Annotated in this window: 22 protein-coding genes and 2 riboswitches; of the genes, 4 read left to right on the plus strand and 18 right to left on the minus strand. The window is 44.4% G+C overall.

Annotation, left to right across the window (positions count from 1 at the left end; genetic code table 11):
* Nucleotides 1–247: 247 nt before the first annotated feature.
* From ACTWPX_RS01575 to ACTWPX_RS01585, 3 genes are all read right to left on the minus strand, one after another.
* Nucleotides 248–1,141 carry a vanadium-dependent haloperoxidase gene (locus ACTWPX_RS01575; protein WP_443118220.1) on the minus strand — a complete coding sequence of 298 codons (894 nt, stop codon included), beginning with the start codon at nucleotides 1,139–1,141 and terminating at the stop codon, nucleotides 248–250.
* A 63-nt stretch (nucleotides 1,142–1,204) separates the two neighbouring features.
* Entirely contained in the window at nucleotides 1,205–3,022 is a 1,818-nt protein-coding gene (locus ACTWPX_RS01580; protein WP_443118221.1) for an ABC transporter ATP-binding protein, read from the minus strand.
* Entirely contained in the window at nucleotides 3,019–4,728 is a 1,710-nt protein-coding gene (locus ACTWPX_RS01585; RefSeq protein ID WP_443118222.1) for an ABC transporter ATP-binding protein, read from the minus strand. Before ACTWPX_RS01585 ends, ACTWPX_RS01580 begins: the two co-directional genes overlap by 4 nt.
* 257 nt (nucleotides 4,729–4,985) lie before the next feature.
* Here ACTWPX_RS01585 and ACTWPX_RS01590 point away from each other — a divergent pair, with 257 nt between their 5' ends.
* The gene (locus tag ACTWPX_RS01590) at nucleotides 4,986–5,186 is read left to right on the plus strand and encodes a hypothetical protein (RefSeq protein ID WP_443118223.1); all 201 of its coding nucleotides are present in this window, start codon (nucleotides 4,986–4,988) and stop codon (nucleotides 5,184–5,186) included.
* Nucleotides 5,187–5,191: 5 nt separating this feature from the next.
* Nucleotides 5,192–5,551 carry a winged helix-turn-helix transcriptional regulator gene (locus ACTWPX_RS01595; protein ID WP_443118224.1) on the plus strand — a complete coding sequence of 120 codons (360 nt, stop codon included), beginning with the start codon at nucleotides 5,192–5,194 and terminating at the stop codon, nucleotides 5,549–5,551.
* Between the two features lie 102 nt (nucleotides 5,552–5,653).
* Here ACTWPX_RS01595 and ACTWPX_RS01600 read toward each other — a convergent pair whose 3' ends face one another.
* From ACTWPX_RS01600 to ACTWPX_RS01640, 9 genes are all read right to left on the minus strand, one after another.
* Nucleotides 5,654–6,646 (minus strand): Gfo/Idh/MocA family protein, encoded by a 993-nt coding sequence (locus ACTWPX_RS01600; protein WP_443118225.1) that lies wholly within the window; start codon nucleotides 6,644–6,646, stop codon nucleotides 5,654–5,656.
* Between the two features lie 76 nt (nucleotides 6,647–6,722).
* Nucleotides 6,723–7,418, minus strand: coding sequence for an SGNH/GDSL hydrolase family protein (locus tag ACTWPX_RS01605; RefSeq protein ID WP_443118226.1), 696 nt, complete (start codon nucleotides 7,416–7,418; stop codon nucleotides 6,723–6,725).
* A gap of 71 nt (nucleotides 7,419–7,489) precedes the next feature.
* Nucleotides 7,490–8,254: a CAP domain-containing protein gene (locus tag ACTWPX_RS01610; RefSeq protein ID WP_443118227.1), complete on the minus strand. Its 765-nt coding sequence runs from the start codon at nucleotides 8,252–8,254 to the stop codon at nucleotides 7,490–7,492.
* A gap of 185 nt (nucleotides 8,255–8,439) precedes the next feature.
* Nucleotides 8,440–9,876: an aldehyde dehydrogenase family protein gene (locus tag ACTWPX_RS01615; RefSeq protein WP_443118228.1), complete on the minus strand. Its 1,437-nt coding sequence runs from the start codon at nucleotides 9,874–9,876 to the stop codon at nucleotides 8,440–8,442.
* 14 nt (nucleotides 9,877–9,890) lie between these two features.
* Nucleotides 9,891–10,943 carry a homoserine dehydrogenase gene (locus ACTWPX_RS01620; protein ID WP_443118229.1) on the minus strand — a complete coding sequence of 351 codons (1,053 nt, stop codon included), beginning with the start codon at nucleotides 10,941–10,943 and terminating at the stop codon, nucleotides 9,891–9,893.
* Entirely contained in the window at nucleotides 10,940–12,145 is a 1,206-nt protein-coding gene (locus ACTWPX_RS01625; RefSeq protein ID WP_443118230.1) for a M20 metallopeptidase family protein, read from the minus strand. Before ACTWPX_RS01625 ends, ACTWPX_RS01620 begins: the two co-directional genes overlap by 4 nt.
* Entirely contained in the window at nucleotides 12,145–13,338 is a 1,194-nt protein-coding gene (locus ACTWPX_RS01630) for a cystathionine gamma-synthase family protein (protein ID WP_443118231.1), read from the minus strand. The genes ACTWPX_RS01625 and ACTWPX_RS01630 overlap by 1 nt, the downstream gene beginning before the upstream one ends.
* Nucleotides 13,325–14,317: a cyclodeaminase gene (locus ACTWPX_RS01635; RefSeq protein ID WP_443118487.1), complete on the minus strand. Its 993-nt coding sequence runs from the start codon at nucleotides 14,315–14,317 to the stop codon at nucleotides 13,325–13,327. The genes ACTWPX_RS01630 and ACTWPX_RS01635 overlap by 14 nt, the downstream gene beginning before the upstream one ends.
* The gene (locus ACTWPX_RS01640; RefSeq protein WP_443118232.1) at nucleotides 14,314–15,516 is read right to left on the minus strand and encodes a M24 family metallopeptidase; all 1,203 of its coding nucleotides are present in this window, start codon (nucleotides 15,514–15,516) and stop codon (nucleotides 14,314–14,316) included. Before ACTWPX_RS01640 ends, ACTWPX_RS01635 begins: the two co-directional genes overlap by 4 nt.
* 206 nt (nucleotides 15,517–15,722) lie before the next feature.
* On the opposite strand from ACTWPX_RS01640, the gene ACTWPX_RS01645 reads away from it, so the two are divergent.
* Complete coding sequence (locus tag ACTWPX_RS01645; RefSeq protein WP_443118233.1) at nucleotides 15,723–16,943, plus strand: threonine synthase; 1,221 nt, start codon at nucleotides 15,723–15,725, stop codon at nucleotides 16,941–16,943.
* Nucleotides 16,944–17,107: 164 nt separating this feature from the next.
* On the opposite strand, the gene thiE is transcribed toward ACTWPX_RS01645, so the two are convergent.
* From thiE to thiW, 5 genes are all read right to left on the minus strand, one after another.
* Entirely contained in the window at nucleotides 17,108–17,725 is a 618-nt protein-coding gene (gene thiE / locus ACTWPX_RS01650) for a thiamine phosphate synthase (protein WP_443118234.1), read from the minus strand.
* Nucleotides 17,725–18,489: a hydroxyethylthiazole kinase gene (gene thiM / locus ACTWPX_RS01655; RefSeq protein WP_443118235.1), complete on the minus strand. Its 765-nt coding sequence runs from the start codon at nucleotides 18,487–18,489 to the stop codon at nucleotides 17,725–17,727. The genes thiE and thiM overlap by 1 nt, the downstream gene beginning before the upstream one ends.
* Nucleotides 18,480–19,292 (minus strand): bifunctional hydroxymethylpyrimidine kinase/phosphomethylpyrimidine kinase, encoded by an 813-nt coding sequence (gene thiD, locus ACTWPX_RS01660; RefSeq protein WP_443118236.1) that lies wholly within the window; start codon nucleotides 19,290–19,292, stop codon nucleotides 18,480–18,482. Before thiD ends, thiM begins: the two co-directional genes overlap by 10 nt.
* On the minus strand, nucleotides 19,289–19,975 hold the full coding sequence (tenA, locus tag ACTWPX_RS01665; protein WP_443118237.1) for a thiaminase II: 687 nt from the start codon (nucleotides 19,973–19,975) through the stop codon (nucleotides 19,289–19,291). Before tenA ends, thiD begins: the two co-directional genes overlap by 4 nt.
* Before the next feature lie 48 nt (nucleotides 19,976–20,023).
* Nucleotides 20,024–20,129, minus strand: a riboswitch (TPP riboswitch).
* A gap of 5 nt (nucleotides 20,130–20,134) precedes the next feature.
* Entirely contained in the window at nucleotides 20,135–20,623 is a 489-nt protein-coding gene (gene thiW / locus ACTWPX_RS01670) for an energy coupling factor transporter S component ThiW (protein WP_281974408.1), read from the minus strand.
* A gap of 81 nt (nucleotides 20,624–20,704) precedes the next feature.
* Nucleotides 20,705–20,814: riboswitch (TPP riboswitch) on the minus strand.
* Between the two features lie 113 nt (nucleotides 20,815–20,927).
* Here thiW and ACTWPX_RS01675 point away from each other — a divergent pair.
* A complete protein-coding gene (locus tag ACTWPX_RS01675; RefSeq protein WP_443118238.1) occupies nucleotides 20,928–21,461 on the plus strand; it encodes a DUF3221 domain-containing protein in 534 nt (177 codons plus the stop codon).
* Nucleotides 21,462–21,485: 24 nt separating this feature from the next.
* Here the strand turns inward: ACTWPX_RS01675 and ACTWPX_RS01680 are convergent, their stop codons facing one another.
* Entirely contained in the window at nucleotides 21,486–23,156 is a 1,671-nt protein-coding gene (locus tag ACTWPX_RS01680) for a PucR family transcriptional regulator (RefSeq protein ID WP_443118239.1), read from the minus strand.
* Between the last annotated feature and the right edge of the window lie 12 nt (nucleotides 23,157–23,168).

Here is a 23,168-nt window from a genome sequence, read left to right on the forward strand (position 1 = left end):
TCATCCCACAGGAATCTCCTGTGGGATTAGCGTGACAGGTAAGACCCCGGAAGGCGTAGCCTGAGGAGGCTTAGCGCACTCCCCACGGAAAGCGAACCGTTTCCCGAAGCCCCTTTTTCACACTAAAGTATCGGAATCATGTCTTCTAGATAACTACCCTTGTGTTGAAGAATTCACCACATTAAACGCTCCACAACGTTTACTAAAGACAATACAAAAAGAGCAACTGCTTTCAGTTGCTCTCACATTAAAAAAATAACTTCGGGTCCAACCATTCGGTATAGGAGGAAGATTCCTCATCCCCTAAGAGTAATGAATCACACTTTTGATTGAAGCGGAAAGGGATCGCTTGTAAATAATCAGATGGATAAATATCAGCATTCTTATACTCTGTGAACGGTCGGTCAAGGGAGGACCCCTGGATTTGATCTTTCTTCAACTGTTCAACGACAATTCGGCCGATCTGCCTTCCGAGTCGTAGGCCTTCCTCATTATCAACCGGATAATGGACACCTGCATAAAGCCTTGATTTAGCATTTTCCTCTGCCAGCTCACGCAACTTTCTTTTTTCAGCCGGGAAAAAGTAACTGAGAATCATCTCTGCCGCTCCAGATATAGTCGCATGGCCTGACGGATAGGAAGGATGTTTAGGTGTGCAAATGACCGTGGCTAATTTTGAATCCAATTGATTAGGCCTTGGAACGAGCCATTTGTACTTCAAGGACCAACAAACAACAAAAGCATCATTCATCCCGCTGAATACAGCACCTAATATACGCGCTGCACGAGGTGCTTCCACACTGTATGTGTCAATAAGACGATCGACAATCGGTATCCACTGCTTAGAAGGTGGCCCATCTCCCCAGTATCTGGCTAGCTTCACTTGGTCTTCGGTTAAATGAGCAAGTGTATGCTGGACTTTCTTCAATTCTTCATGCCAATCAACAGCGTTCGGGTCTTTGATTGCTAACCGAATCGGCCGACCGTCTAACTTCTTAAAACCGTGCCTCCGACTATGTGCAATAAAATAAGTTTTCCACTCACCGGCATCTGGTTCAACACCCAAATCAATCCTTGGCGGTCGGTTCTCCCCTGCGTAAGGCAAATCTGTCCACAGTGGATAGTTTTTATTATGAGACATCGTCTCACCCCTTTATTCCTAGAGTATGAAGAATACAGCTAGGGGGTGTAGACATTTTTGCGGCTAAGTTATATCTGAAACTTGATTAACCGAGCCCTGGGTTTGAATCAAGTCTGCGTAATAGCCACCTTTTTCCATGAGTGAATGATGATTCCCTCGTTCGATGATACGTCCTTCTTCTAAAACTAAGATGAGATCCGCCGAACGAATCGTATGAAGGCGGTGGGCAATTACAAAGCTGGTCCGACCTTCCATCAATTTTGATAATGCTGCATTTATTTTCATTTCTGTCACTGTATCTATACTACTGGTTGCTTCATCCAGAATAAGAAGGGATGGAGCAGCAATCATAGCCCTGGCAATCGAAAGGAGCTGACGCTGCCCATGACTGACTCCTTTCCCATCTGAATCGAGCACTGTATCGTAACCTTCGGGTAGATTTATGATAAAGTCATGGGCATGAGCAGATTTAGCCGCTTCGATGACCTCTTCATCTTCTGCTTCCAACCGTCCATACCGAATATTTTCTCGAATCGTTGTATGAAACATCGTTGCATCCTGGAGCACAACGCCCATCTGATTTCTAAGGCTGTCTCGTGTAATTTTTTCAGAGTCACGTCCATCGATAAAAATATTCCCCCGCTCTGGATCATAGAAGCGTGACAATAACGAAATGATGGTGGTTTTTCCCGCCCCGGTCGCACCGACAAGCGCCACTGTCTGGCCGGGTTCTGCACGAAAATTGATGTCGGATAGCGTCTTCTGACCATCTTTATAAGAAAAATCGACGCTTTTAAAAGCAATCTCGCCCCTCATCCTGTTCACAGCCACAGCTTCTCCTTCGTCCCGTTTTTCTTCTTTTTCATCAATGATCTGGAACACTCGATCTGCTCCTGCTACAGCTGATAGAATCATATTGAATTGGTTAGCCAAATCATTCAATGGCCGTGTGAACTGCCGTGAATAAGTGGTAAACGTCACAATAATACCGATGGAGACAAATCCATTCAAAGCTAGGAGACCTCCCGCTCCGACAATGATGGCAAAGCTGACATTGTTCAGCATATTCATCAGTTTAGGGATGAAGCCAGTATAGACTTGCGCATAATAACCAGAATGCCTTAATGCTTCGTTCTTTTCCTCGAAGTCATTAATCACGTGCTCTTCTCTAGAAAACATCTTAATAATGGACTGGCCGGAAAACATTTCTTCCACGTATCCATTGACTTCACCTAAATCACGTTGCTGCTTCTTAAAATATGGTCCTGTGCGTTTTGTAATCCACTTCATTCCAAAATACATGACAGGCACAATGGTCAATGTGAGTATCGTCAATAACGGACTCAGCCAGAGCATAATAATGACTGTTCCTGTAATCGTCAACAAGCTGGTGACAAACTGGACTACAGCAGTATTCAACGTTCGACTGACATTTTCGATATCATTAGTCAGTCGGCTCATCAGTTCGCCCTGCTGCATCTTTTGAAAAAAGAGCACTGGAAGCAGCTGAAGATGAGAGAACAGGTGGGATCTCATTTTCTTGACCGCATTTTGGGCGATGTCGATCATCCAGTAATTTTGCAGCCAGATAAAAGCAGAATGGAATACATAAATCAGCAACAGATAGGTCAACATCGTAAGAAGATTACTTCCCTCAGGTTCTGCGATAACAAGATCCACAGTCAAACCTAACAAATACGGTCCGAGTAAGGATAAAGCGGAACTACTGACGATAGCGATCAGCACAAAAGAAAATTTCATCTTTTCGTCTGCCATATACACCCAGATTCTCTTTAATGTTGAACCGATATTGTGAACATCAGGAGTCTTCATCCCTATTCCATGATGATGTCTTATTTTCGATCGGCCGTGGCCATTCATGACATCACCCCTTCTTGCTGTGACTCATAAATATCATGGTAATACGTATTCGTTTTCAATAATTCTTGATGTGTCCCCTGCGCGATGATTCTCCCTTGGTGAAGAAGCAGAATTTGGTCAGCACCTTGCAGCGAACTGATTTTCTGAGCTACTATAAATACTGTGCAGGGCTGATCTTCGAGTGTTTGTAACAACCGCTTTTCGGTATGCGCATCCAGGGCACTTGTGCTGTCATCCAAGATAAGAATTTTCGGTTTCCTCACAAGCGCTCGAGCAATAGATAACCGTTGCTTCTGTCCTCCTGAAAAAACAATGCCCTTTTGACCGATTTGAGTATCGTAGCCTTTCGGTAAGGTATTGATAAAATCATGAATTTGCGATTGTTTTGCTGCCTCCATAATCTCTTCTTTCGAGGCCCCCTCTTTTCCCAAGCCGATATTTTCTTCAACGCTCCCCGAAAAAAGATGGGCTTCCTGTGGGACCAGACTGATTTGATTTCTAATCTGCTTCAGGTCCAATTCTTCCACTTCTTCCCCGTCCAATAAGAGTCTGCCTGCATCTTTTTGGTATAAACGGGGTATGAGATGAAGGAGAGAACTTTTACCAGAACCTGTTTCTCCTAAGATGCCTAAGGTTTGCCCTGGCAGAACTTCAAAGGAAAGGTCGCTGAGGATTCGTTCCCCATTTCTTTCAAAAGAGACATTATGAAAATGAACAGCCCCCTTCAGGGTTTTGCTTCTTCCCTGTAAACGATTTTGGGACGGCGTATCCTGGTCTAAGACCTCTTTAATTCTATTTGAAGAAGCATGTCCACGAGAAATGACCATGATCAAAAAGGTGAACACAGAGAATGTGAACAAGATACGTGTCGCATAGTTGATGATGGCAACAACTTCTCCCGCCTGCACATTGCCGAAACTTAAAAACTGTGCACCAAAAAAGAGAAGGATGAGAATGACTACATTCATTCCCAACATCACTACAGGCATGGCGACCTCCATGAACCACAAAGCCTTTTTATTCTTTTCCACCAGTGATTCATTCACCTGTTGGAATCGTGCTTCCTCATGATCTTTCCGGTTAAATCCTTTGATCAGACGTATCCCTGTCAGGTTTTCACGGATGATCGTATTCAGTTGGTCCAGTTTACTTTGAACCCGATTGAACCACTTTACACCTTTGGTCAAAATGAAGAATAAAAAGACCAGGAATAACGGTACACCTGCTACCAGGATCACAGCTAACTGCACATTAATGGTAAAAGCCATGACGAGAGCAAATACAATGAACAAAGGTGCCCTCAGACCAATACGTACAAACATGAACAGCAGATTCTGAATTTGAATGACATCATTTGTGATGCGTGTCACCAGACTAGGGGTGGATAGGGTTTGAAAGTGCTTATCTGAAAAGTCCTGTACCTTTTTGAACAAATCCCGGCGCAGGTCAAAACCGACTCCCTGGCCAAGGTCGGCAGCAAAGAAGGAATTCGTCACACCTGCGGCAAACGCTAATAAAGAGAGTCCTAAGAGTACACCACCCCAGATTGTAATCACTGAAAAGTCTTCTTCTAACACACCTTCATCGATGATTTTTGCCATAAGCAGCGGTTGGGTCAGTTCTACAGCAAGTTCGATGATCATCAAGAATAATGCGATGAAAGCAGAACGTTTATAGGGTTTTGTATATGTAAGTATCCGGAGCATAAACACCCCTCCTATCGGTTGTGCTTCCTTATTATTATACAAGAAAAATTCCTGGGAAGAGATTTCTCCAATAGTTGAAAAATCGCAACCAGGACTCCTGCGGCAAATGTATGGACTTAGTTATTGGTATTTCACTATTACCCAGATCCTCATAGGATGGATGACAATAACAAATATGTAAGTACTTGTGGTAAGCTGAAAAACGAAATAGAATAATAACGATAGTATTTCCCGAACGAAACAGGAAGGTGTTACTTTTGAATAATATTAAACCGATTTTCCCCATATCAGAGGAATTGCTCGAATTGGTGGACTTGCTGAATCGAGTATCGAATACTACAGAAGAACAAGTAATTCCCCAAACTATGACGGTGCTCAACAAAGTTTATGCACAAGGCATCATGGAAGGGTATGAAAAAGCAATGGAAAAACAAAAAAACAAACCAGAGATGAGGTGAAACGGGTGGACGGACAGAAAACAGGAATCGATATCACCCTTGAAGTCGTATGCGGGAAGTGGAAAGGTCTCATATTATGGAAACTTCTCCATGAAGATCATATGAGATTCAATGAACTCCGCCGTGCTATTGACGGTAATATCTCTTCTCGTATTTTGGCAAGAGAGTTAAAAAAACTGGTGGATGATGGGCTGGTCGCAAGAATTGATTACGAAACTGTCCCCCCTCGGGTAGAGTATCAGGTGACGCCATATGGCAAAACAACGGCCTCATTTCTTACCAATATGAACAATTGGGGGATGGAACATAAGCGTCAATCTGCTACGAAACGTGAAATGGCAGACCTTATCAACCGTGAAAAATGACAATCGGTGAAATGCTCAACCTTCCCAGGAGACACAACAAGCAGCAGAAAAAATAAATTCCGATATAAAGAGGCTCATTGAAAAAGCCTCTTTATACGCCGATTACTCTCTACTTTTTCGGTCTGCTGCATACTCCAACCCGATTTGCTGGCGGGCTTCTTCCATGATTCTTGCTGTCATAAGCGTATGTGAAAAAGAATTGATTTTTGACTGTCCCTTATTTTCCTCCACCAATTTGATGAATTCTTCGACCTCATAGAACATTGCAGGATAGTTATCTTTAACGTGCAGATCCTCTTCTTTCCCATCTCGATAAACGATCTTGATTTCCTTCGGTTCTGATATGTTCGGAATAATCATCGTTCCATTTTCTCCTTGAATTTCTGTGGGAGAGTGAGAATCAATAATTTTAGAATGCATGATTACCGCTTCCATATCGTCATACTCTGCCAGCACACTGCCTTCCCCATCTACCCCAGATTCCAAAAACACACCGTTTGCTTTGATGGAATTAGGTGCGCCGAACAGCACAACCATTGGATAAATCCCATAAATACCAAGATCCATTAAAGAACCATTAGAGAGGGATGGTTTAAAAGCATTCAGTACCTCCCCCTCCTTATAGGCATCATAACGGGAGGAATATTTGCAGAAGTTTCCTACATAACGTCTGATGCGGCCAAGCTTATGTAAATGTTCCTGAACGTTGAAGAATCCAGGCATCATAGTGGATTTAATTCCCTCCATCAAAACGACACCCTCGTTCTTAGCGACATCAATCATTGTTGCAATCTCCCGCTGGTTTGAAGCCATGGGTTTCTCGCATAGTACATGCTTTCCTTTTCTCATCAATGCCGAAGCTTGTTCTGCATGAAAGGCATTCGGACTTGCAATGTACACGGCATCAATATGTTCACTGTCTGCTAATGCCTCGATTGTTGTGAAAGTATATGGGATACCATGGAGGCTGGCGAACTCTTCGGCTCTTTCTTTTGTTCGGGAATACACACCCTTTAATTCAAAACGGCTATGCTGTTTGCCTGCATCGATCAATTTTTCTGTAATCGTATTCGTACCAATGATTCCGAAACGCATATTTTTACCACCTTGTCTTACTAATTTGTTCCTATTATACATGAGTCTTTTAAAAAACCCACTAAATATACACCACTTATTTGATGTGCTTCAAAGCGATTTTCGCGAGTACTTCTTGACCTTCTTTAGTTGGGTGCACATCTCCTTCAATGATATATTCAGGATGGCCATTGTAAGCTTTGTAAGCATTGAGCAAGTGAACAGAAGTGAAATGTTTCAACAACTTTATAAGTGATGAGTACTGTTGGTTAATATAAGATAACGGGGTGCTCAATTTATCACCAGCTGCAGGATATGGGTTATAAATATTGTACACAAGGATCTTTCCATCCGTCATTTGATCGATTTCCAAAATAGTTGAATACACATTGTAAACCAGGTCTCTGATGACAGGTGCTGCTTCCTCCATTTTCATACCGTCAAGCCCGCCATTTTTCTTCACAATGTTCAATAAGTCATTCCCACCGATATAAACGACCACATAGTCTGCATCGTTTAAGGCTTCTCGAAACAAATCGTTCGTTTTGACTGCCTTCAAAAGCTCTCCTGATGTTAAGCCGGGGATGCTCATATTAGTGACTTCGATTTTTCTCTTATTACCGATCAAGTAGGGGAAGGATCCCTTAGGCGGACTTATATTTTCCTTCGTAAGGTTATAGCCATAAGGTATGGAATCTCCTATGGCCACTAAGCGTTTTTCTTTGTATGCAAAAGCTTGTACCGGATATATTATGAGTGCCAGGATGATGGCCATTAAGAGTATCTTTTTCACCTTACTCGTCCCCTACTTTAAAAAGTTATGTAATAACAGGACGCCGGAACAACCGCGCGCCATGTTATTTTTTATTTTTTTCCAATGAACATTTGTACCCACTGGTTACCATCTTCAGCAAATCCTACGCCAATATGTGTCAAATTCTTGTTCATAATATTTTTTCGGTGCCCTGGACTGTTCAACCAGCCATCAACGACCTCTTGTGGTGACTGTTGCCCTGCAGCAATATTTTCAGCAGCTGTGCGATAGTCCACACCGAATTCCTTCAACATGTCAAAAGGACTTCCATAAGTCGGAGAGGTATGGGAAAAGTAGTTGTTTTCAGCCATATCTTCCGATTTCTCTTGTGCCACTTCTGTTACTTCTCCACTGCTTTTCAAGGGGTTAAGTCCATTCTTCTCACGGGCGTTGTTTGTCAGTTCAATGACTTTCTTTTGGAAATCACCACTGACCTGGTCCCCCTTTTTATCTCCTGTCGTCTGGGGAGCTTGTGCCTGATCTTGACCTTGTCCCTGATCTTGGCCTTGACCGCGTTGCCCCTCTTTGTATCGGCCGTCTTGATCAAAAAAGTAAGGGCCTTGCATAGAACCGTTGGCTCCATTCGGATTCATGCCTTCATAAGGAATATTGGCATCAAAACGATTCTGCCCTTTGGCTCCCGGGTCTTGGGCATTTTGGCCTTTTCTTTGTATACCTTGATCTTCAGGACCAAAACTCACTTCATTCAAATTATTACGTTGGCTTTTACGAGCCTCTTCTTCAGATGTATTACAAGCAGCTAACACAAAAATCATCATGATCGCTGCCAATATGATCAATAAGCTCTTTCTCATCTTCCATCCTCCTCGGAATTTTTCCTCACTTATACTATTTGCATGAATGAAGACAATATCCCTGAGAAGAAGTTCCATTTCAGTGATGTATTTCATGAGCGCAAGCGCGCCTGTTCACTGTCAAAAGCTTAAGCCATTTACAATACAAAAAAGGGCACGTGAATGCGCCCCTTTTCGACTTTATGTTAATTCAGTTTAAAACAAACCACTTTTTGTTCAGTCATTGCCTCCATACTATACCGGACTCCTTCTCGTCCGATGCCTGAACCCTTCGTCCCGCCAAAAGGCATTTCATCAATGCGATAATCACTGCTATCGTTGATCATAAGCCCTCCTACATCCATTCTCCGGATGGCTTTGAAAGCTTGATTCAAGTCATTGGTGAAAATGCCGGCCTGTAATCCGTAATTGACATCATTGGCTTTATCAATGGCCTCATCCAAACTTTCGATTGTTTCGATTAGGACGACAGGTCCAAAGATCTCTTCTGTCGCAAGGCGTGAGGTGATCGGAACCTGTGTCAATACAGTGGGATAATAAAACGTCCCGTCCCGCTTTCCTCCTATTTCCACTTGAGCCCCTTGGGAGATTGCTTCTTCCACCCAGTTTTCGACACGGATAGCTTCGTTTTCATTGATCAGCGGGCCGACATCTGTGCACTCATCCATTTTATCTCCAACATTTAACGAACCAGTTTCCTGAACAAAAGCATCGAGAAAATGTGAATAGATGGACTTATGCACATAAATCCGCTGAACACCGATGCAGTTTTGGCCAACGGCTGAGAATGCACCAGAAACACTGGATTGGACAGAATTTTTGATATCCGCATCTTCCATGACAATCACCGGCGAATTCGAGCCGAGTTCCATACTTAATTTTTTCGTTCCTGCTTTTTGTGTGATGGATTCTCCTGCCTTTGGTCCACCCGTAAACGATACCATTTTTACTGCAGGGTGGGTCACAAGCGTGTCCCCTATCTCCCTTCCGGATCCAGTTACGACAGACAAGTAACCTTCCGGAAGACCCGCTTCTACGAATGCTTCTGCCAATTTTAATGCACTGAGAGGCGTCACAGAAGCTGGTTTGAGTACCATCGCATTGCCAGCTGCGATTGCCGGACCTATTTTATGTGCGACAAGATTCAAGGGGTCGTTAAATGGCGTAATCGCACCTATCACTCCTACAGGAAAACGCTGAAAGTATCCAACTCTGTTTTCACTTCCCTCGTTCTGATCAAAGTTGATCGTTTCGCCTTTCAGCCTTCTCGCTTCCTCTGCACTGATTTGAATCGTCTGTGTTGCACGCTTCACTTCTCCACGAGCTTCCCTGATGGTTTTGCTACTCTCTAAAGCGATGATTCGTGCGAACTCTTCCCTGTTTTCCTCCATATATTCGACAACTTCCTGTAACACTCTGATTCTTTCGTGGGTGGGCCATAGTTCATTAGCACGGAAGGTTCGATCAGCTTTTTCAATAGCCATCAGCATTTCTTGTCTGGAAGCCGAAGGGACATAGGCGATCAGTTCATCGTTTTGAGGATTACGCACTTCAAAAGTCTCTTCACTGTGCACCCAGTTTCCTCCTAATAACATCTTTACCGTTTCAACTTTTGTCGGCATAGAATGCGCCCTCCTCAGATTTTGGCAAGTGTTTGTTGCTTTTTATAATGGATCAGATCAATGAGTAATGAAAAGCCCGTTTCCTTGAGCCCTGCACCGGCTCCAGTAAGCATAATGGGACCTGAAAGATCGCATTCATAGACGATCGCATTCGTTGCCCCTGAGATACCTGCCAGAGAGTCCTGAATAGGAATTCGCTCAGGCTTAACCGTTGCTTTGACAGTATCCCCTTTGTTTATGATCCGGGCGATCAATTTCCATCTTTCTCCATATTTAAGAGCCTCTTTCACATCGGCCATCGTCAAGTTAGTAATGCCTTCACAAGAAACATCTGTGTGCAAAATCGGCATACCCAGCACATGGCTGGAAAGAATCGCTGTCTTATAGCGGATATCATAGCCTTCTACGTCACTGGTCGGATCCGCTTCGGCATAACCTAACTGTTGAGCTTTTTCCAATGCCTTGTCGTATTCCATACCTTTTTCCATTTCGGTAAGAATAAAGTTGGTGGTCCCATTCAATATGCCTTTGATTTCTTTGATATGGTTCCCTGCCAAGGTTTCTACCGGGAGACGTAATGCCGGTGTCCCGCTCATTACAGTACCTTCGAACCCAAAAAAGACGTTGTTAGCTTCGGCTTTTTCTGTAAGCTCTTTATATGCCAGAGCCACTGGACCTTTATTTGTCGTAATGACACTCTTTCCTTTTTCAAATGCTCGATGGCAATGGGTGATGGCCGGCTCTCCTGTCCGGACATCCGTGTATGTCACCTCGACGATGACATCTGCATTACAGCGTTCAATTGTTTCGATACTGCTCCATCCTTTTATTGTCTGGTGGTCATCTGGATATGTTTCAACAGAACCGCCATTCCTGACACATTCTAAAACGGTTTTCACCTCAAGACCACCCGGGCGATAAATGGAGCCTTTCATCAAATCAGCAACAGCTACAACTGAAACGTCCATATCATGAGCATTTATAAGTTTTTTTTTCTTTTCGATAAAGATTTCTGCCAACGCCTGCCCGACACCACCGAATCCGATGAATGCTACTTTTATTGTCATTCTTCTCCTCCTCGCTCCAATAAACGGTAAGTACTCTCCATCAAAATCCGGACTCCATCAACCATTGCTGCTTCATCAATGTCAAAGTCCGGACGATGCAATTTCCTTTCATTTTCTAATGCACAGCCAAGGAAAAACATCGCACCTGGTGTCTGTCTTGTGAAATGACTGAAATCCTCACTCCCCATACCGAATGGTTCATTAAAAATCTTCATGGAACCTGCAGATTTTCTGATAATTTCATTAATAGAAGAATCATTGAGAAGGGCGGGCTCTCCTTTAAAAATACGAAGGTCATGACCTCCCCCTAAAGCGGTCACAATATTGGCTATCCGGTGGATTTCAGTGATAAGTTTTTCTCTGACCTCATCTGTATAAGACCTCATTGTCCCTTTGATTTCCAATTCATGTGGAATGACATTGTTCGCTTCACCCGCATGAATTTGCCCGACGCTGATTGTTCCTACCTCCAAGGGATCCACTTTCCGGCCATTGCAGCTATACAATGCCTGTAAGATATACGTAGCCATCCAGATGGGGTCCTGAACATGATGGGGGTAACCGGCATGGCCGCCACTTCCTTTGATCGTCAGGTGAAATTCATCATTATTCGCCATACTCGGACCATCATGATACTGAATTTCGCCAGTTTGACGCCATGGACACATATGGAGGGCAAGGACGGCATCTAAATCATCCAGTTTGCCTGAATGAAGCATTTTCAGCGCACCTGTCTCTCCGTTTTCATCGCAACTCTCTTCAGCTGGTTGAAAAATCAACTTCACTGTACCTTTGAATTGATCCTTTGCTGCATCTTCAGCCAGAAGAAGACTGACCCCCATTAAGATGGCTGTATGGGCATCGTGACCACAAGCATGCATAACACCAGGGGCTTTAGAAGACCATGGCCGATAAGACTGTTCCCCTATCGGCAAAGCATCCATGTCAGCACGCAAACCTATCGTCGGTCCCTCCCCATTCTTCAATGTCGCAATGATTCCATAACCGCCTACACCTGAGTCAATGGAGTATGCTTTTTGATTCTGTAGTACTGAGAGAACCTTTTCACTCGTTCTTTTTTCTTGAAAACTAAGTTCAGGATATTGGTGAAAATCCCTTCTCCAGGTCACCAATTGTTTCTGTAAAGCTTCAGCTCTAGTGACTAAGCCCGCCTTTTTGATTTTCACAGCCCGTTTTTTCATTACCGCTTCGCATATGTTTGTATGGATTGAAACGCTTGAGCAAGATCCTGTTTCAAATCATCGATATCCTCTATACCAGCAGAATATCGGATCAGCCCTTCAGGTATCCCCATTGCTGCTCGTTCTGCAGGTGTACATTCGACATGACTTGTCGTCCTAGATGGTCCGACGACCGTCTCTACAGAGCCTAAGTTAGCTGCTCTGTTCGCATATTGAAGCCTCGGCAGCAAATCACGGACAGTGGCTACCCCGCCTTTCACAGCAAAACTCAGCATTCCCCCGAACCCGCTCATTTGCTTTTTCGCAATATCGTGGTGTGGGTGCTCTGGTAACCCCGGGTAATACACACTTTCGACCATATCAAATGTCTTTAAATATTCAGCGATTTCAGCTGCGTTTTTGTTTTGTTGTTCGACACGTAGTTTTAAGGTCTTCATCCCTCGCAATAACAAATAAGCTGCCATTGGATCTAAGGTCGCTCCATTGATCTCCCTGTAGTGATAAATCGCCTCCACCAATTCTTTGTCCCCGCAGACAGACCCTCCTAAAGCATCCGCGTGTCCTCCGAGGAATTTAGTCGCACTATGAATGACAAGGTCTGCTCCGAGTTTCAACGGGTTTTGGTTCACGGGGGTCGCGAATGTATTGTCGACGACCACTTTAGCTCCTACAGTTTTACCAGCGCAGGCCATCCGTTCGATATCTGTAATTTTAACAGTAGGGTTGGTCGGAGTTTCTAAATAAAGCACTTTACATCCTTTTGCAACTTCCCTTTCAATCGCGTCATGATCGCCCGTATTACATAAAACAACTTCCACTTGCTGCTTGGGAAGGAACTCGGTGAAAATTTTGTTCGTCCCCCCGTAAGTGTCCTTGATCGATACGATGCGATCTCCAGGGAACAACAGAGTACTGAGCGTATTGCTGATGGCGGCCATCCCCGTAGAAAAACTAGTGGCTGCTTCAGCGTCTTCTAAAATACGGATTTTCTCCTCAAATGCTTGAACGGTGGGGTTAGTATTCCGGCCATAAATGTGACCCGGCTTATTTCCGATCGCCACTTCGTACCATTCATCCATATCGTCATATCCGAACGAAACACTGTGTACGACAGGCACCTGTGTAGCTCCAAAAGCCAATTGCTCTTTCTCTCCAGCCCAAATGGACTTTGTGCTAAATTTAGCTTCTTTCATGGATAACGTCCTCCTCAGTTACAAGTAATGAATACACATGACGGGCAATGGCGGTATCTTGCACTCCTGTCCCCGTTAAATCACATATAGTAATTTGATCCTCGCTTTTTCGACCATCATCACGGCCGCTCGTCAATGATCCAAGTTCCCTCGCCTGCTCCAGGACAGGAGACTGACCACATGATCGTAACTCGCCTAACCTCATGGATTGGGCTTTCACATCACATACGACCAGGTCTGCTTTTTCTAACACAGAGGCGTCCAGTTCCTGTTTGTACTCCGCATCTGAACCCATTGCGGTAATGTGCAGACCAGGGTGCAGCCAATCTGAATAGATCAACGGAGTTTTTGAAGGAGTGGTCGTGACGACGACATCACTTTGTTCGACCACTTCTTTAACTGAATTACAGATCTTCACACCAATTCCTAACTCCTCTTCCATTTCCACTTTAAAACTGCGGGCGTGATCCGTCTTCCGTCCATACACAAAGGCACTCTCTATGGGGCGGACTAAGGCAAGAGCTTTCAGCTGTAACCTCGCTTGAGCTCCAGTTCCGATAATCCCAGCTTTCCGAGTGTTTTCTGAGCTGCAATACTTAGCAGCAACTGCTCCAGCAGCAGCCGTACGAAGCTCAGTCAGTAAACCCTCATCTGCCAACACAGCAAGCGGCCGCCCTGTCCGGCTGTCGATTAAAATCATCATTCCGTTTGCACTCGGCAGCCCTAATTCAGAATTATTGAAAAAACCCGAGGAAAGTTTGACAGCAAAACTGTCATCTCCCTCAATATAGGCAGATTTAATATCCAGTTCTCCATTGTGTTCAGGCACATCCACACGCATAATCGGAGGCATTTGTGTTTGTTTCGTTACCAGGTCGGTAAAAGCGTCTTCGATTATGCTGACTAAAGATGTATCAAGACGTATGACTTTATCTATATCTTTTCGATCAAATAATCGGATTTGAAAAACCTCCTTCAGCTGATTTGTCCACTAAGGTCCAGATGATCCCGGATTACCAACTCTTGCGGGTAAGTGGTGAACCGTTCACACCCGGTTTCTGTCACCTTGAAAGTTTCGCTGATTTCAATACCGTCCGTATCAAACCACAAGGCCGGGATGAGATGGAAGGTCATGTTAGGCTGCAGAATTGTGGAATCACCTTTACGAATGCTTGCCGTGTGCTCGCCCCAATCCGGAGGATAGTTCAGACCGACCGAATATCCAAGACGGGCTTCTTTTTCAAATCCATATTTTTTGATGCTCTTTCTCCAAACTTCCTCCAATTCCCCACATGTCACACCAGGCTTAGCAAAGGCGAGGACATTTTGAATCCCTTCCAGCACGACTGGTGCCACCTGTTTCATTTTTTCATTCGGCTGACCGATCGAGACGGTTCTAGCGAGAGGGACATGATAGCGCTTATAACACCCGGCTAGTTCAATAATGACGGCATTCCCGTCTACAAATGGGCGATCTGTCCATGTTAAGTGTGGAATGGATGTTTGGTCCCCTGTCGGCAGCAAAGGAACGATGGCTGGATACTCTCCCCCATATTCTGATGTCCCTTTGACCATGTGATAATAAATCTCTGCAGCTGTATCACATTCACGAACACCTGGAAGTACACTCTCTACTCCTTTAGTCATTGCCAGGTCAGCGATTTTAGCAGCACGCCTCATGTATTCGATTTCTTGATCAGACTTAACCATTCTGACTCCATTGACGAGTAAGGTAGCATCTTCAAATGAGGCATTCGGCAATCCTCTCTTCAACCGTTCAAGTGCCATAGCTGTAAAGTAGTATTGGTCCATTTCAACACCTATCCTCCTGCCTCCATGACCAATCTGATTTAGAATTTCCGCCACGAAATCCATCGGGTGATACACACTCGAATGGACATAGTAATCAGGGTAAGCAATTACGTTCTCCTCATAAATCCACGTGGTCACCCTTGCGCCATTAGCGTCCTGGTACCGGCCGATCCAAAGCGGTTGAGGTTCATCTATGATAATCACCAGCATTTGGTGTACATAAAATGACCAGGCATCATATCCAGAAAGGTAATTCATATTAGCGGGATCTGTGATCAACAGTACTTCTATGCCCTTATCAGCCATTCGTTTCTTCGTCTCCTGCAGGCGTTGATGATACTCTAAAATGTCAAAAGGAAGAACCATCTCATCCCCTCCATCTTTTGTCTGAATATTTTAATAACTATTACCTTTATTGTATTCAACCTTTTTTTTTAATGTAATGTAAAAAGTGTATGAAGTTTTGAAGATGTCCTCTATACAAAGTAGAAAAACACCTGTAGGTATCAGCACCTTCAACTAAAAACTTCTATGTTATGATACAAATAACTTTAACTAGGAGGATGCAATCAATGAATTACAGTTATGTTTCTCACTTAATTTGTCCGAAATGTTCAACGACCTGCAATGTCACTGAACCTCAACATTTATGTACATGCGGCTCCCCGTTATTAGTTGAATATGACCTTGAAACCCTGGCTGAGGAATGGTCACCTGCTGACTTAAGGGACCGACCTGCAGACCTGTGGCGCTACCACGAACTTCTGCCCCTCCAAGATCCTGCTTATAAAACTTCTTTAGGAGAGGGAATGAGCCCGCTCGTTCCTCTTCCTACTCTTCAAGAAGATATGGATATCCGGCAATTACATATGAAAGATGAAGGAATCATTCCTACTGGTTCCTTTAAAGCTCGCGGGGCTGCCGTCGGTGTTTCAAAAGCTAAAGAGCTCGGTGTAAAAGAACTTGCGATGCCGACAAATGGAAATGCCGGGGCTGCCTGGTCACTCTATGCGGCACGAGCATCTTTGGAATCAACGATTGTTATGCCGGTCGATGCTCCCAAAATCACACGAAATGAATGTGCCCTTTCAGGAGCAAACCTTTATCTTGTAGACGGGCTGATCAGTGATGCGGGGAGGATTGTCGGGAAGGCTGTTGAAGAACACGGTCTTTATGATGTCTCTACACTTAAAGAACCTTACCGGATTGAGGGCAAGAAAACGATGGGATTAGAAATCGCTGAACAATTAGGTTGGGAAGTACCCGACGTGATTTTATATCCGACTGGTGGCGGTGTAGGGCTTATCGGCATTTATAAAGCCTTGAAAGAGCTGCAGCGCCTTGGATGGATCAAGTCGGACAAGATGCCTAGACTTGTCGCTGTCCAATCGGAAGGATGCGCACCGATTGTTGAAGCATGGAACCAGGGTCTCAGAAGCTCTTCCTTCTGGGAAAATTCAGAAACAATCGCTTTCGGTATCAATGTTCCAAAAGCTCTTGGAGATTTTCTTGTGCTCGACGCCCTTTATGAAACAGAAGGTTGTGCGATTGCAGTTGACGATGCCTCCCTCCTCGACGAACAAAAACGAATCGCTCAAAAAGAAGGAGCTTTTGTGTGTCCTGAAGGAGCAGCAGCCTTTCTGGCAGCCAGGAAATTACGCGAAACAAATTGGATCAATGCTGACGACCATGTTGTCGTGTTAAATACCGGGGCAGGGATCAAATACCCTGATACTGTGAATATCGAAATTCCGATATTAAATCCTGGAGAGGAATTGCAGTCGAAGGGATGATAAAATCATTTTTTCCAAAGGGAAGTTTTTTTACAACGGGGCACCTCTCCATGGTTTCCACCTAAAATAAAGACCTGGTTGACCGCCCCATCTGCTACTTGCCAGCAGGACTGATACAGAAAATCCCCCTAAGCGGGGCAGCCGCCTAGGGGGATTTTTATCTGTTATAAACTTTTCACTGCATTCCTGATGTTTTCCGCTTGGGTGATTGCGGACACGACAGCTACACCATCCGCTCCAGCACTGAGCACTTCATGTGCATTCTCTTCATTAATCCCGCCGATTCCGACAAGCGGGAGATGAGGATGAACAGCTTTCACATGTTCTATCAAATCAGTTCCCACAACTGGGTTGGCATCTTCTTTCGTAGAGGTTGAGAAAACAGGACCCACTCCTAAATAATCGACAAGTGTTACAGGGCCTTTTTCTAATTCTCGTTCGTCAGATATGGACAAACCGATCAGTGTAGAAGGAAAGGCACGGCGTACTTCCTCCACGTGCATGTCCTCTTGACCCAAATGGATTCCATCTGCGTCTAAATCCCTGAACAAATCGAAATCATCATTTACAAAAAACAAAACTTCATGCTTCCAGCAGATATCTCTCAGCTTTCTGCCAAGATGATATTTATCGGTCCCTGTTAAAGAGCCCTTTCCTTTTTCTCGAAATTGGAAAGCTGTAACCCCGCCCCGGATCGCTTCTTCCAATATAAAGGAAGGGTCTCGCAGGCAATCTTGACTGCCCATCACTAAATATTTTCTCAAACGTTCTGGGTACTTCATTATCTTAATTCCTCCGGGTCGAAGGAGAGAGCATCAATAAAGTGAGGGATGAATGTGCCTGGGCCGTGGACACCAGGCTGATTAGCGGCTCTTTCTGCCGCTCTTCCGTAATGCTCTAAAACAGCCAGCCCCTTTTCCATACTGGAAGCTTCGACAGTAAGAGCAGCCGTCAGAAGAGAGCCTAACAGACACCCAGCTCCTGTCACCTGGGTCAATATAGGGTGGCCCGTATGATTTTTATAAATTTCACCTTCTATACAAAGAACATCTACTGCTCCAGTGCAAAGGATTGTGGTTCGATATTTTTCTTCCAGCTTTCGGACAATTGTTTCTTCATCTGCTTCCCCGACAGAATCGACTCCTTTTGTTTCTACATCGATTCCTACGAGGTGAGCAAGTTCTCCGCTATTTCCTTTAATGACTGTCGGACGCACGTGCTTTAAAATGCGTTTACACACCTCTGACCTGTAAGGGGTCGCACCTGCACCTACTGGATCAAATACGACGGGTATCCCCTGGTCATTGGCTATTTTCCCAGCTGAGATCATCGCCTGGACCTGATCTTCTGTCAATGTACCGATATTGAGTAATAATCCACTGGATTGCCGAGCAACATCTGGAGCATCTTCCATTGCATGTGACATGATCGGTGTTCCTCCGAACGCTAACAAACCATTAGCTGTGAAATTCATAACGACCGTGTTCGTCATATTGTGAATCAGTGGTCGCGCTTCTCTTACCTGATCGATCACGTTTACAACCATTTGTTGAATACCTCCTCGCGTACAGCAAAATGATTGGTCGGCCCATTTCCCTTCCCTAAATCGAAGGAATAGCGGATTGCTTCTGTTACATAATATTTAGCTTCTTCCACTGCTCTCCCTAGTGAATGACCCCGACTTAAATTAGCCGTAATTGCAGCCGAGTACGTACAACCCGTCCCATGTGTATTTGCAGAATCGATCCGTTCTGTCTCAAATGACTGGATGCGGCTCCCATCGAATAAATAATCAATCGCCTTTCCGTTCAAATGACCACCTTTCACAAGTGCTGCCCCGGCGCCTAAATCCGTCACGATATGTTTTGCAGCCATTTTCATATCTTCTTCCGTTTCAATCGTTTCTCCAGTTAAATGTTCTGCTTCCGGGATATTCGGGGTCACTAATGTTGTCAGAGGAAGGAGCTGTTTTTTCAGATACTCACGTGATTCCGACTCAATTAAAGGATCCCCGCTTTGGGCGACCATGACAGGATCCATCACATAGAATGCATCCACCTTCTCTAGCCACTCTTTGAAGGCTTCCATCATATTTTTTTGGGCAATCATTCCTGTTTTCAGAGCATGAATCGGCATATCTTCGGAAACGGATTGCAATTGCTGCCGAAGCATTTCTACAGGAATATGGTGCACATCCCTCACCCCCGTGGTATTTTGGGCAACAATGGAGGTGATCGCACTCATCCCATACACCTTCAGCTCCTGAAAAGTTTTCAAATCAGCTTGGACACCTGCACCTCCGCTCGGGTCTGTTCCAGCAATGGTTAAAGCACAAGGGATCTGTTTCATCGTGACACCGCCTCCTCTAGTGGCCATTGTTCACATGTGTAAGACATCTCCCAAAAAGCCAATTCCAATTGACAGCTTTTCCGGAAGGCTGTTTTCATCTGCTGTTTCTCCATTTCAGAAGCTTGCTCAGCATACTTATCCAGTCGTGCACATAACTGACCTGTCAATCCTGCTACTTCCTCTTCTGCATAGAAGTTAATCCATGTATAAAAGGGGTGAGAATCATTTGGCTGATACTGCCTGATCAATTCGTTCCCAATTTCCAGGTACGTCCAGGGACAAGGAAGCAAAGCAGCTAATATTTCTCCAAGGCTCCCTGTGTGGGCATGATAGAGCATGTGCTTGATGTAATGATCTGCGGTAGGTGGAAGTTCATACCCCTGCAATGCCTCATAATCGACGCCGATCACATTACAGAAATTGTGATGGGGGTGAACTTCGCTATGAAGAATGAAACCGATTTGCTCGTTGAAAAGTTCTATATCTTCTCTCTGTGCAGACTTGGCTACCGCAAGGCCATATACATGCATGAAAGCATTCAAATATTCATAGTCTGCTTTGATATAATGAGCTATAGACTCATGAGGAACATCGCCTTTCCCTATTCCCTGCACGAAAGAATGAGCAAAAATTTGTTCCAGGACATCTTGATTTTCATTTTTTAATTGTTGAGTAAATGACATAGTGAGCCTCCTTGATATATTCGGAAGCTACCAGGAGGGAGGTTTTGAGGATCCTGAGGACTACTTCCCTCCGCTGGCATGACCCAGATCAGGTGTTGAGGGACAAAGGAATCTATCCTTTTCTCAGCGAGTACTCGCGCCCCTAGTAGTTTCCGTGTATTATGGTTGTAAGAGATATTTTTCAACTTCTATCCGAGACAATACAAACCAACCGATCATTGCCCCAGAGATACTGCTGACAAGAAACGACGGTAAAAAAGCAAAGGCACCCGCCGAGCTGCCCATCACCAATTGAGCAATTGGTACAGCTACAAAAGCACCGATCACACCGGTTCCTATCACTTCTCCGACAATAGCGGAAGCTTTTTTCCTGTACATTTTGTAAAATAGACCCGCAAAAAGGGCCCCTACCATACCGCCCGGAAAAGCCAGTATCGTACCTAAACCTAACAAAAACCTTAAAATACCAATGCAAAAAGCGATGCCGACAGCAGGGAGAGGTCCCAGTGTCACCGCAGCCATCACGTTAACAGCGTGCTGGACAGGATATGCTTTAGCCACACCGGCAGGAAACCATAGGAATTGAGCACCAAGCGTGCCTATGGCTATGAACACGGCCATTGTAGTAAGTAGGCGTGTATGCTGCATGTATACCTCCTTTCTTATGAGGAGAAACAAAAAAGCCAGATCCCTAGAAGGACCTGACTTGGAATGAAGACAGTCGATATATAAATCGTCTGACTACTTCCCTCCGCTGGTATTAACCAGATCAGGTTCGTAAGAGTCAGAAAGCTTTTTCGCTTTCCTCTCAGCCAATTCAGGCTCCCCTAGTAGTTTAATAGAATTATTCGCTTGGTTGGTATTCATCATAACAAATTCGGATTTATCTGTCATGTGAAACTTTTTTATGAAAGAAACGTCCATGTAATAACAAAGTAAAGGAGCGATCTTCATGAAAAATTGGTGGATGATTGGTTTGCTGGTCAGTTTCTCCTTTCTCGTTGCCAGCTGTGGAACTCAAGAATCCAGTTCTCAAGAATATGACCCAGCAGATGAAAAAGAAGCACCTGCCCCGGACATGAGTGGATTTGTCATGGAACAAGAGGAGGACAGAATTTTAGTTGTCACCTCAATGAATGAAGAGACCACTCAGGAAGGACGGGCGATGTGGGTCTCTGGAGTTTCCAGTGACCCATGGGTAGGAAAACAAGTGGAAGTTTGGATAGACGGAGAAATTTTAGAGTCTTTTCCTGAACAGGCGAAAGCCGAGAAAGTTCAAGAGCTCGAAATGAGTGAGGTGGAAGGAGCCGATCTCAAAGCATCAGAAGCCCTATCAACAGCCTTGTCTGAAATCCGATCCACCGAGGATATCCTTGTAGTTGAAATGCTGGCATTCGATGTAGATTCTGATAAATGGACGGTCAAACTCCATAGACGCGGGGAAAATGATGATAAACTGAAGGAAATCGTCGAGGACAAAAAATAGAGCGCCTCCTTTTTTAGAAGCGCTCTATGTCTCCACCTTTTTCAATAGCCATAACCTTACACTTAATTCCAGCAAAAAGAGGTCATCTGCATCCAACAGGGATAAACCCGTCAAATGCTCAATGTTACGGAGACGATGAAGCAGCGACTGTCTATGCAAATTCAGCGCCCTCGCCGTCTGGCTCACATTGCTGTTGTATTTATTGTAGATCATAAAGGTGTGGATCAATTCGGTTTGCCTTTTTTGATCATAATCAATCAGTTGTTTTAATGTGTCATGCACAATATTCCCGATTTCCTTTTCATGGGAGAGAGCCATGAGAAGTCTATTCATCCTGGTGTCACTGAAAAATGTCCGCTCCCCTTCTTCATGCTGCTGTCTTCCAATCTTCAAAGCCGTCACCGCTTCTTCATAGCTCTGATGAAACGTGCGGTATCCCCCTTTGTGACAACTAATCCCCCAATTGATGGTAATTCCTGCTAACAACTCGTGAAGCCTTCGTTCAATAAGGTCGAGAAACTGATTGGTGGTTTCTTCAAAATTTGGCTGGTCCGCTTCTAAATAAACAATGACCTCGCCTTCCTCAAATGTTGTCATCGTCAGCCTTTCTAAAACATCACCCGCGTGGGTCACTTCTTTTTGGATATAGTAATTCCGGCTATGCATCGAAGAGGATTGAACCGAGTGAGTGGGAGAGCCGATATGGTCGTCTACAGGCTGCACGAAACGGATGTGACCGACCAGGCATATATAAGGTTTTTCTAAATCATATCCTAACAATTGAGCCTTTGATAAGAGTGCTTTATCCATCTGGACATCTTTCTTGGCCAGTTCAAGAAGAAAATTATCTTTCAGGCGGATTTCAGTCATTTCAATCGCATTTTCTTTCACGAAGTAAAGAGCACATGCGGTCAAAGCGTGTTCAAGAATATTCAGAACGACCCACGATAATTTTTGGCCCTCCTCAGGTTTGAATAAAAGGTAGCCTTGTTTCTTATAATTCGATAAAATCGTCAACTGGTGACAATCGTGTTCACCGATCCGATAGGTCTCAATATAATGGACAAGGGGGTGGTCACTGGCGACGTCCGTTGTCACCAATACACTTTGCTCTTCTTCGCGGCCGTTCAATACATCGATGAAATAGCGATCAAAGTGCTGGTTCGCCCTTATTTGCTTATTATGATCACTTATCGCTGTAGGAATATTCGTGTTCGTGTACAAAATGGTGGTGATCTCCTGAAGTCCCTTGCCATTCAAAACGCAGTTAATCAATTCCTGCCGTATTTCTTCCGCCTTTTGTTGTTCTGTCTGTCTCTCCCTGCTGATGAGGTGGAGGACTTCCTGCACTATATCTCCGAACCTGACTTCCCAGGGGATCTCGATCAGGGCAAGGGAATGCTCTTCAGCCAGTTGGATAATCCTGTCTGGAATCTTATAAATATATCGCCCTGTAGCAAAAGCCAATGCCGAAGCATCAGCCTTTATAACATCCATGACATACTCTTCTAATGCCAGAATATCGCCCGCACACCCTACACCCGTACTCAAAACAAATTCATTGTTCCGCACAAAATTTTCTACAGGTGTTTCGATCACAGAAATCCATTCGACCTGCCTGTTAAGACATGGCGTCTGCACCTTCGCCTGTTTAAAGACGGGAAGACCTAAAACATCATCGACCGTCACTTCCATAGAAGCCCCTCC

The sequence above is a fragment of the Halobacillus sp. H74 genome (assembly GCF_052246715.1).
In the GTDB taxonomy this organism is placed as follows: Bacteria; Bacillota; Bacilli; order Bacillales; family Halobacillaceae; genus Halobacillus; species Halobacillus litoralis_A.

Bases quoted from the DNA above. Each gene is read 5' to 3' on its own strand.
- ACTWPX_RS01575 (WP_443118220.1), bottom strand. From the start codon at position 1,141: ATGTCTCATAATAAAAACTATCCACTGTGGACAGATTTGCCTTACGCA.
- ACTWPX_RS01580 (WP_443118221.1), bottom strand. From the start codon at position 3,022: ATGAATGGCCACGGCCGATCGAAAATAAGACATCATCATGGAATAGGG.
- ACTWPX_RS01585 (WP_443118222.1), bottom strand. From the start codon at position 4,728: ATGCTCCGGATACTTACATATACAAAACCCTATAAACGTTCTGCTTTC.
- ACTWPX_RS01600 (WP_443118225.1), bottom strand. From the start codon at position 6,646: ATGCGTTTCGGAATCATTGGTACGAATACGATTACAGAAAAATTGATC.
- ACTWPX_RS01610 (WP_443118227.1), bottom strand. From the start codon at position 8,254: ATGAGAAAGAGCTTATTGATCATATTGGCAGCGATCATGATGATTTTT.
- ACTWPX_RS01615 (WP_443118228.1), bottom strand. From the start codon at position 9,876: ATGCCGACAAAAGTTGAAACGGTAAAGATGTTATTAGGAGGAAACTGG.
- ACTWPX_RS01620 (WP_443118229.1), bottom strand. From the start codon at position 10,943: ATGACAATAAAAGTAGCATTCATCGGATTCGGTGGTGTCGGGCAGGCG.
- ACTWPX_RS01625 (WP_443118230.1), bottom strand. From the start codon at position 12,145: ATGAAAAAACGGGCTGTGAAAATCAAAAAGGCGGGCTTAGTCACTAGA.
- ACTWPX_RS01630 (WP_443118231.1), bottom strand. From the start codon at position 13,338: ATGAAAGAAGCTAAATTTAGCACAAAGTCCATTTGGGCTGGAGAGAAA.
- ACTWPX_RS01640 (WP_443118232.1), bottom strand. From the start codon at position 15,516: ATGGTTCTTCCTTTTGACATTTTAGAGTATCATCAACGCCTGCAGGAG.
- ACTWPX_RS01645 (WP_443118233.1), top strand. From the start codon at position 15,723: ATGAATTACAGTTATGTTTCTCACTTAATTTGTCCGAAATGTTCAACG.
- thiE (WP_443118234.1), bottom strand. From the start codon at position 17,725: ATGAAGTACCCAGAACGTTTGAGAAAATATTTAGTGATGGGCAGTCAA.
- thiM (WP_443118235.1), bottom strand. From the start codon at position 18,489: ATGGTTGTAAACGTGATCGATCAGGTAAGAGAAGCGCGACCACTGATT.
- thiD (WP_443118236.1), bottom strand. From the start codon at position 19,292: ATGAAACAGATCCCTTGTGCTTTAACCATTGCTGGAACAGACCCGAGC.
- tenA (WP_443118237.1), bottom strand. From the start codon at position 19,975: ATGTCATTTACTCAACAATTAAAAAATGAAAATCAAGATGTCCTGGAA.
- thiW (WP_281974408.1), bottom strand. From the start codon at position 20,623: ATGCAGCATACACGCCTACTTACTACAATGGCCGTGTTCATAGCCATA.
- ACTWPX_RS01675 (WP_443118238.1), top strand. From the start codon at position 20,928: ATGAAAAATTGGTGGATGATTGGTTTGCTGGTCAGTTTCTCCTTTCTC.
- ACTWPX_RS01680 (WP_443118239.1), bottom strand. From the start codon at position 23,156: ATGGAAGTGACGGTCGATGATGTTTTAGGTCTTCCCGTCTTTAAACAG.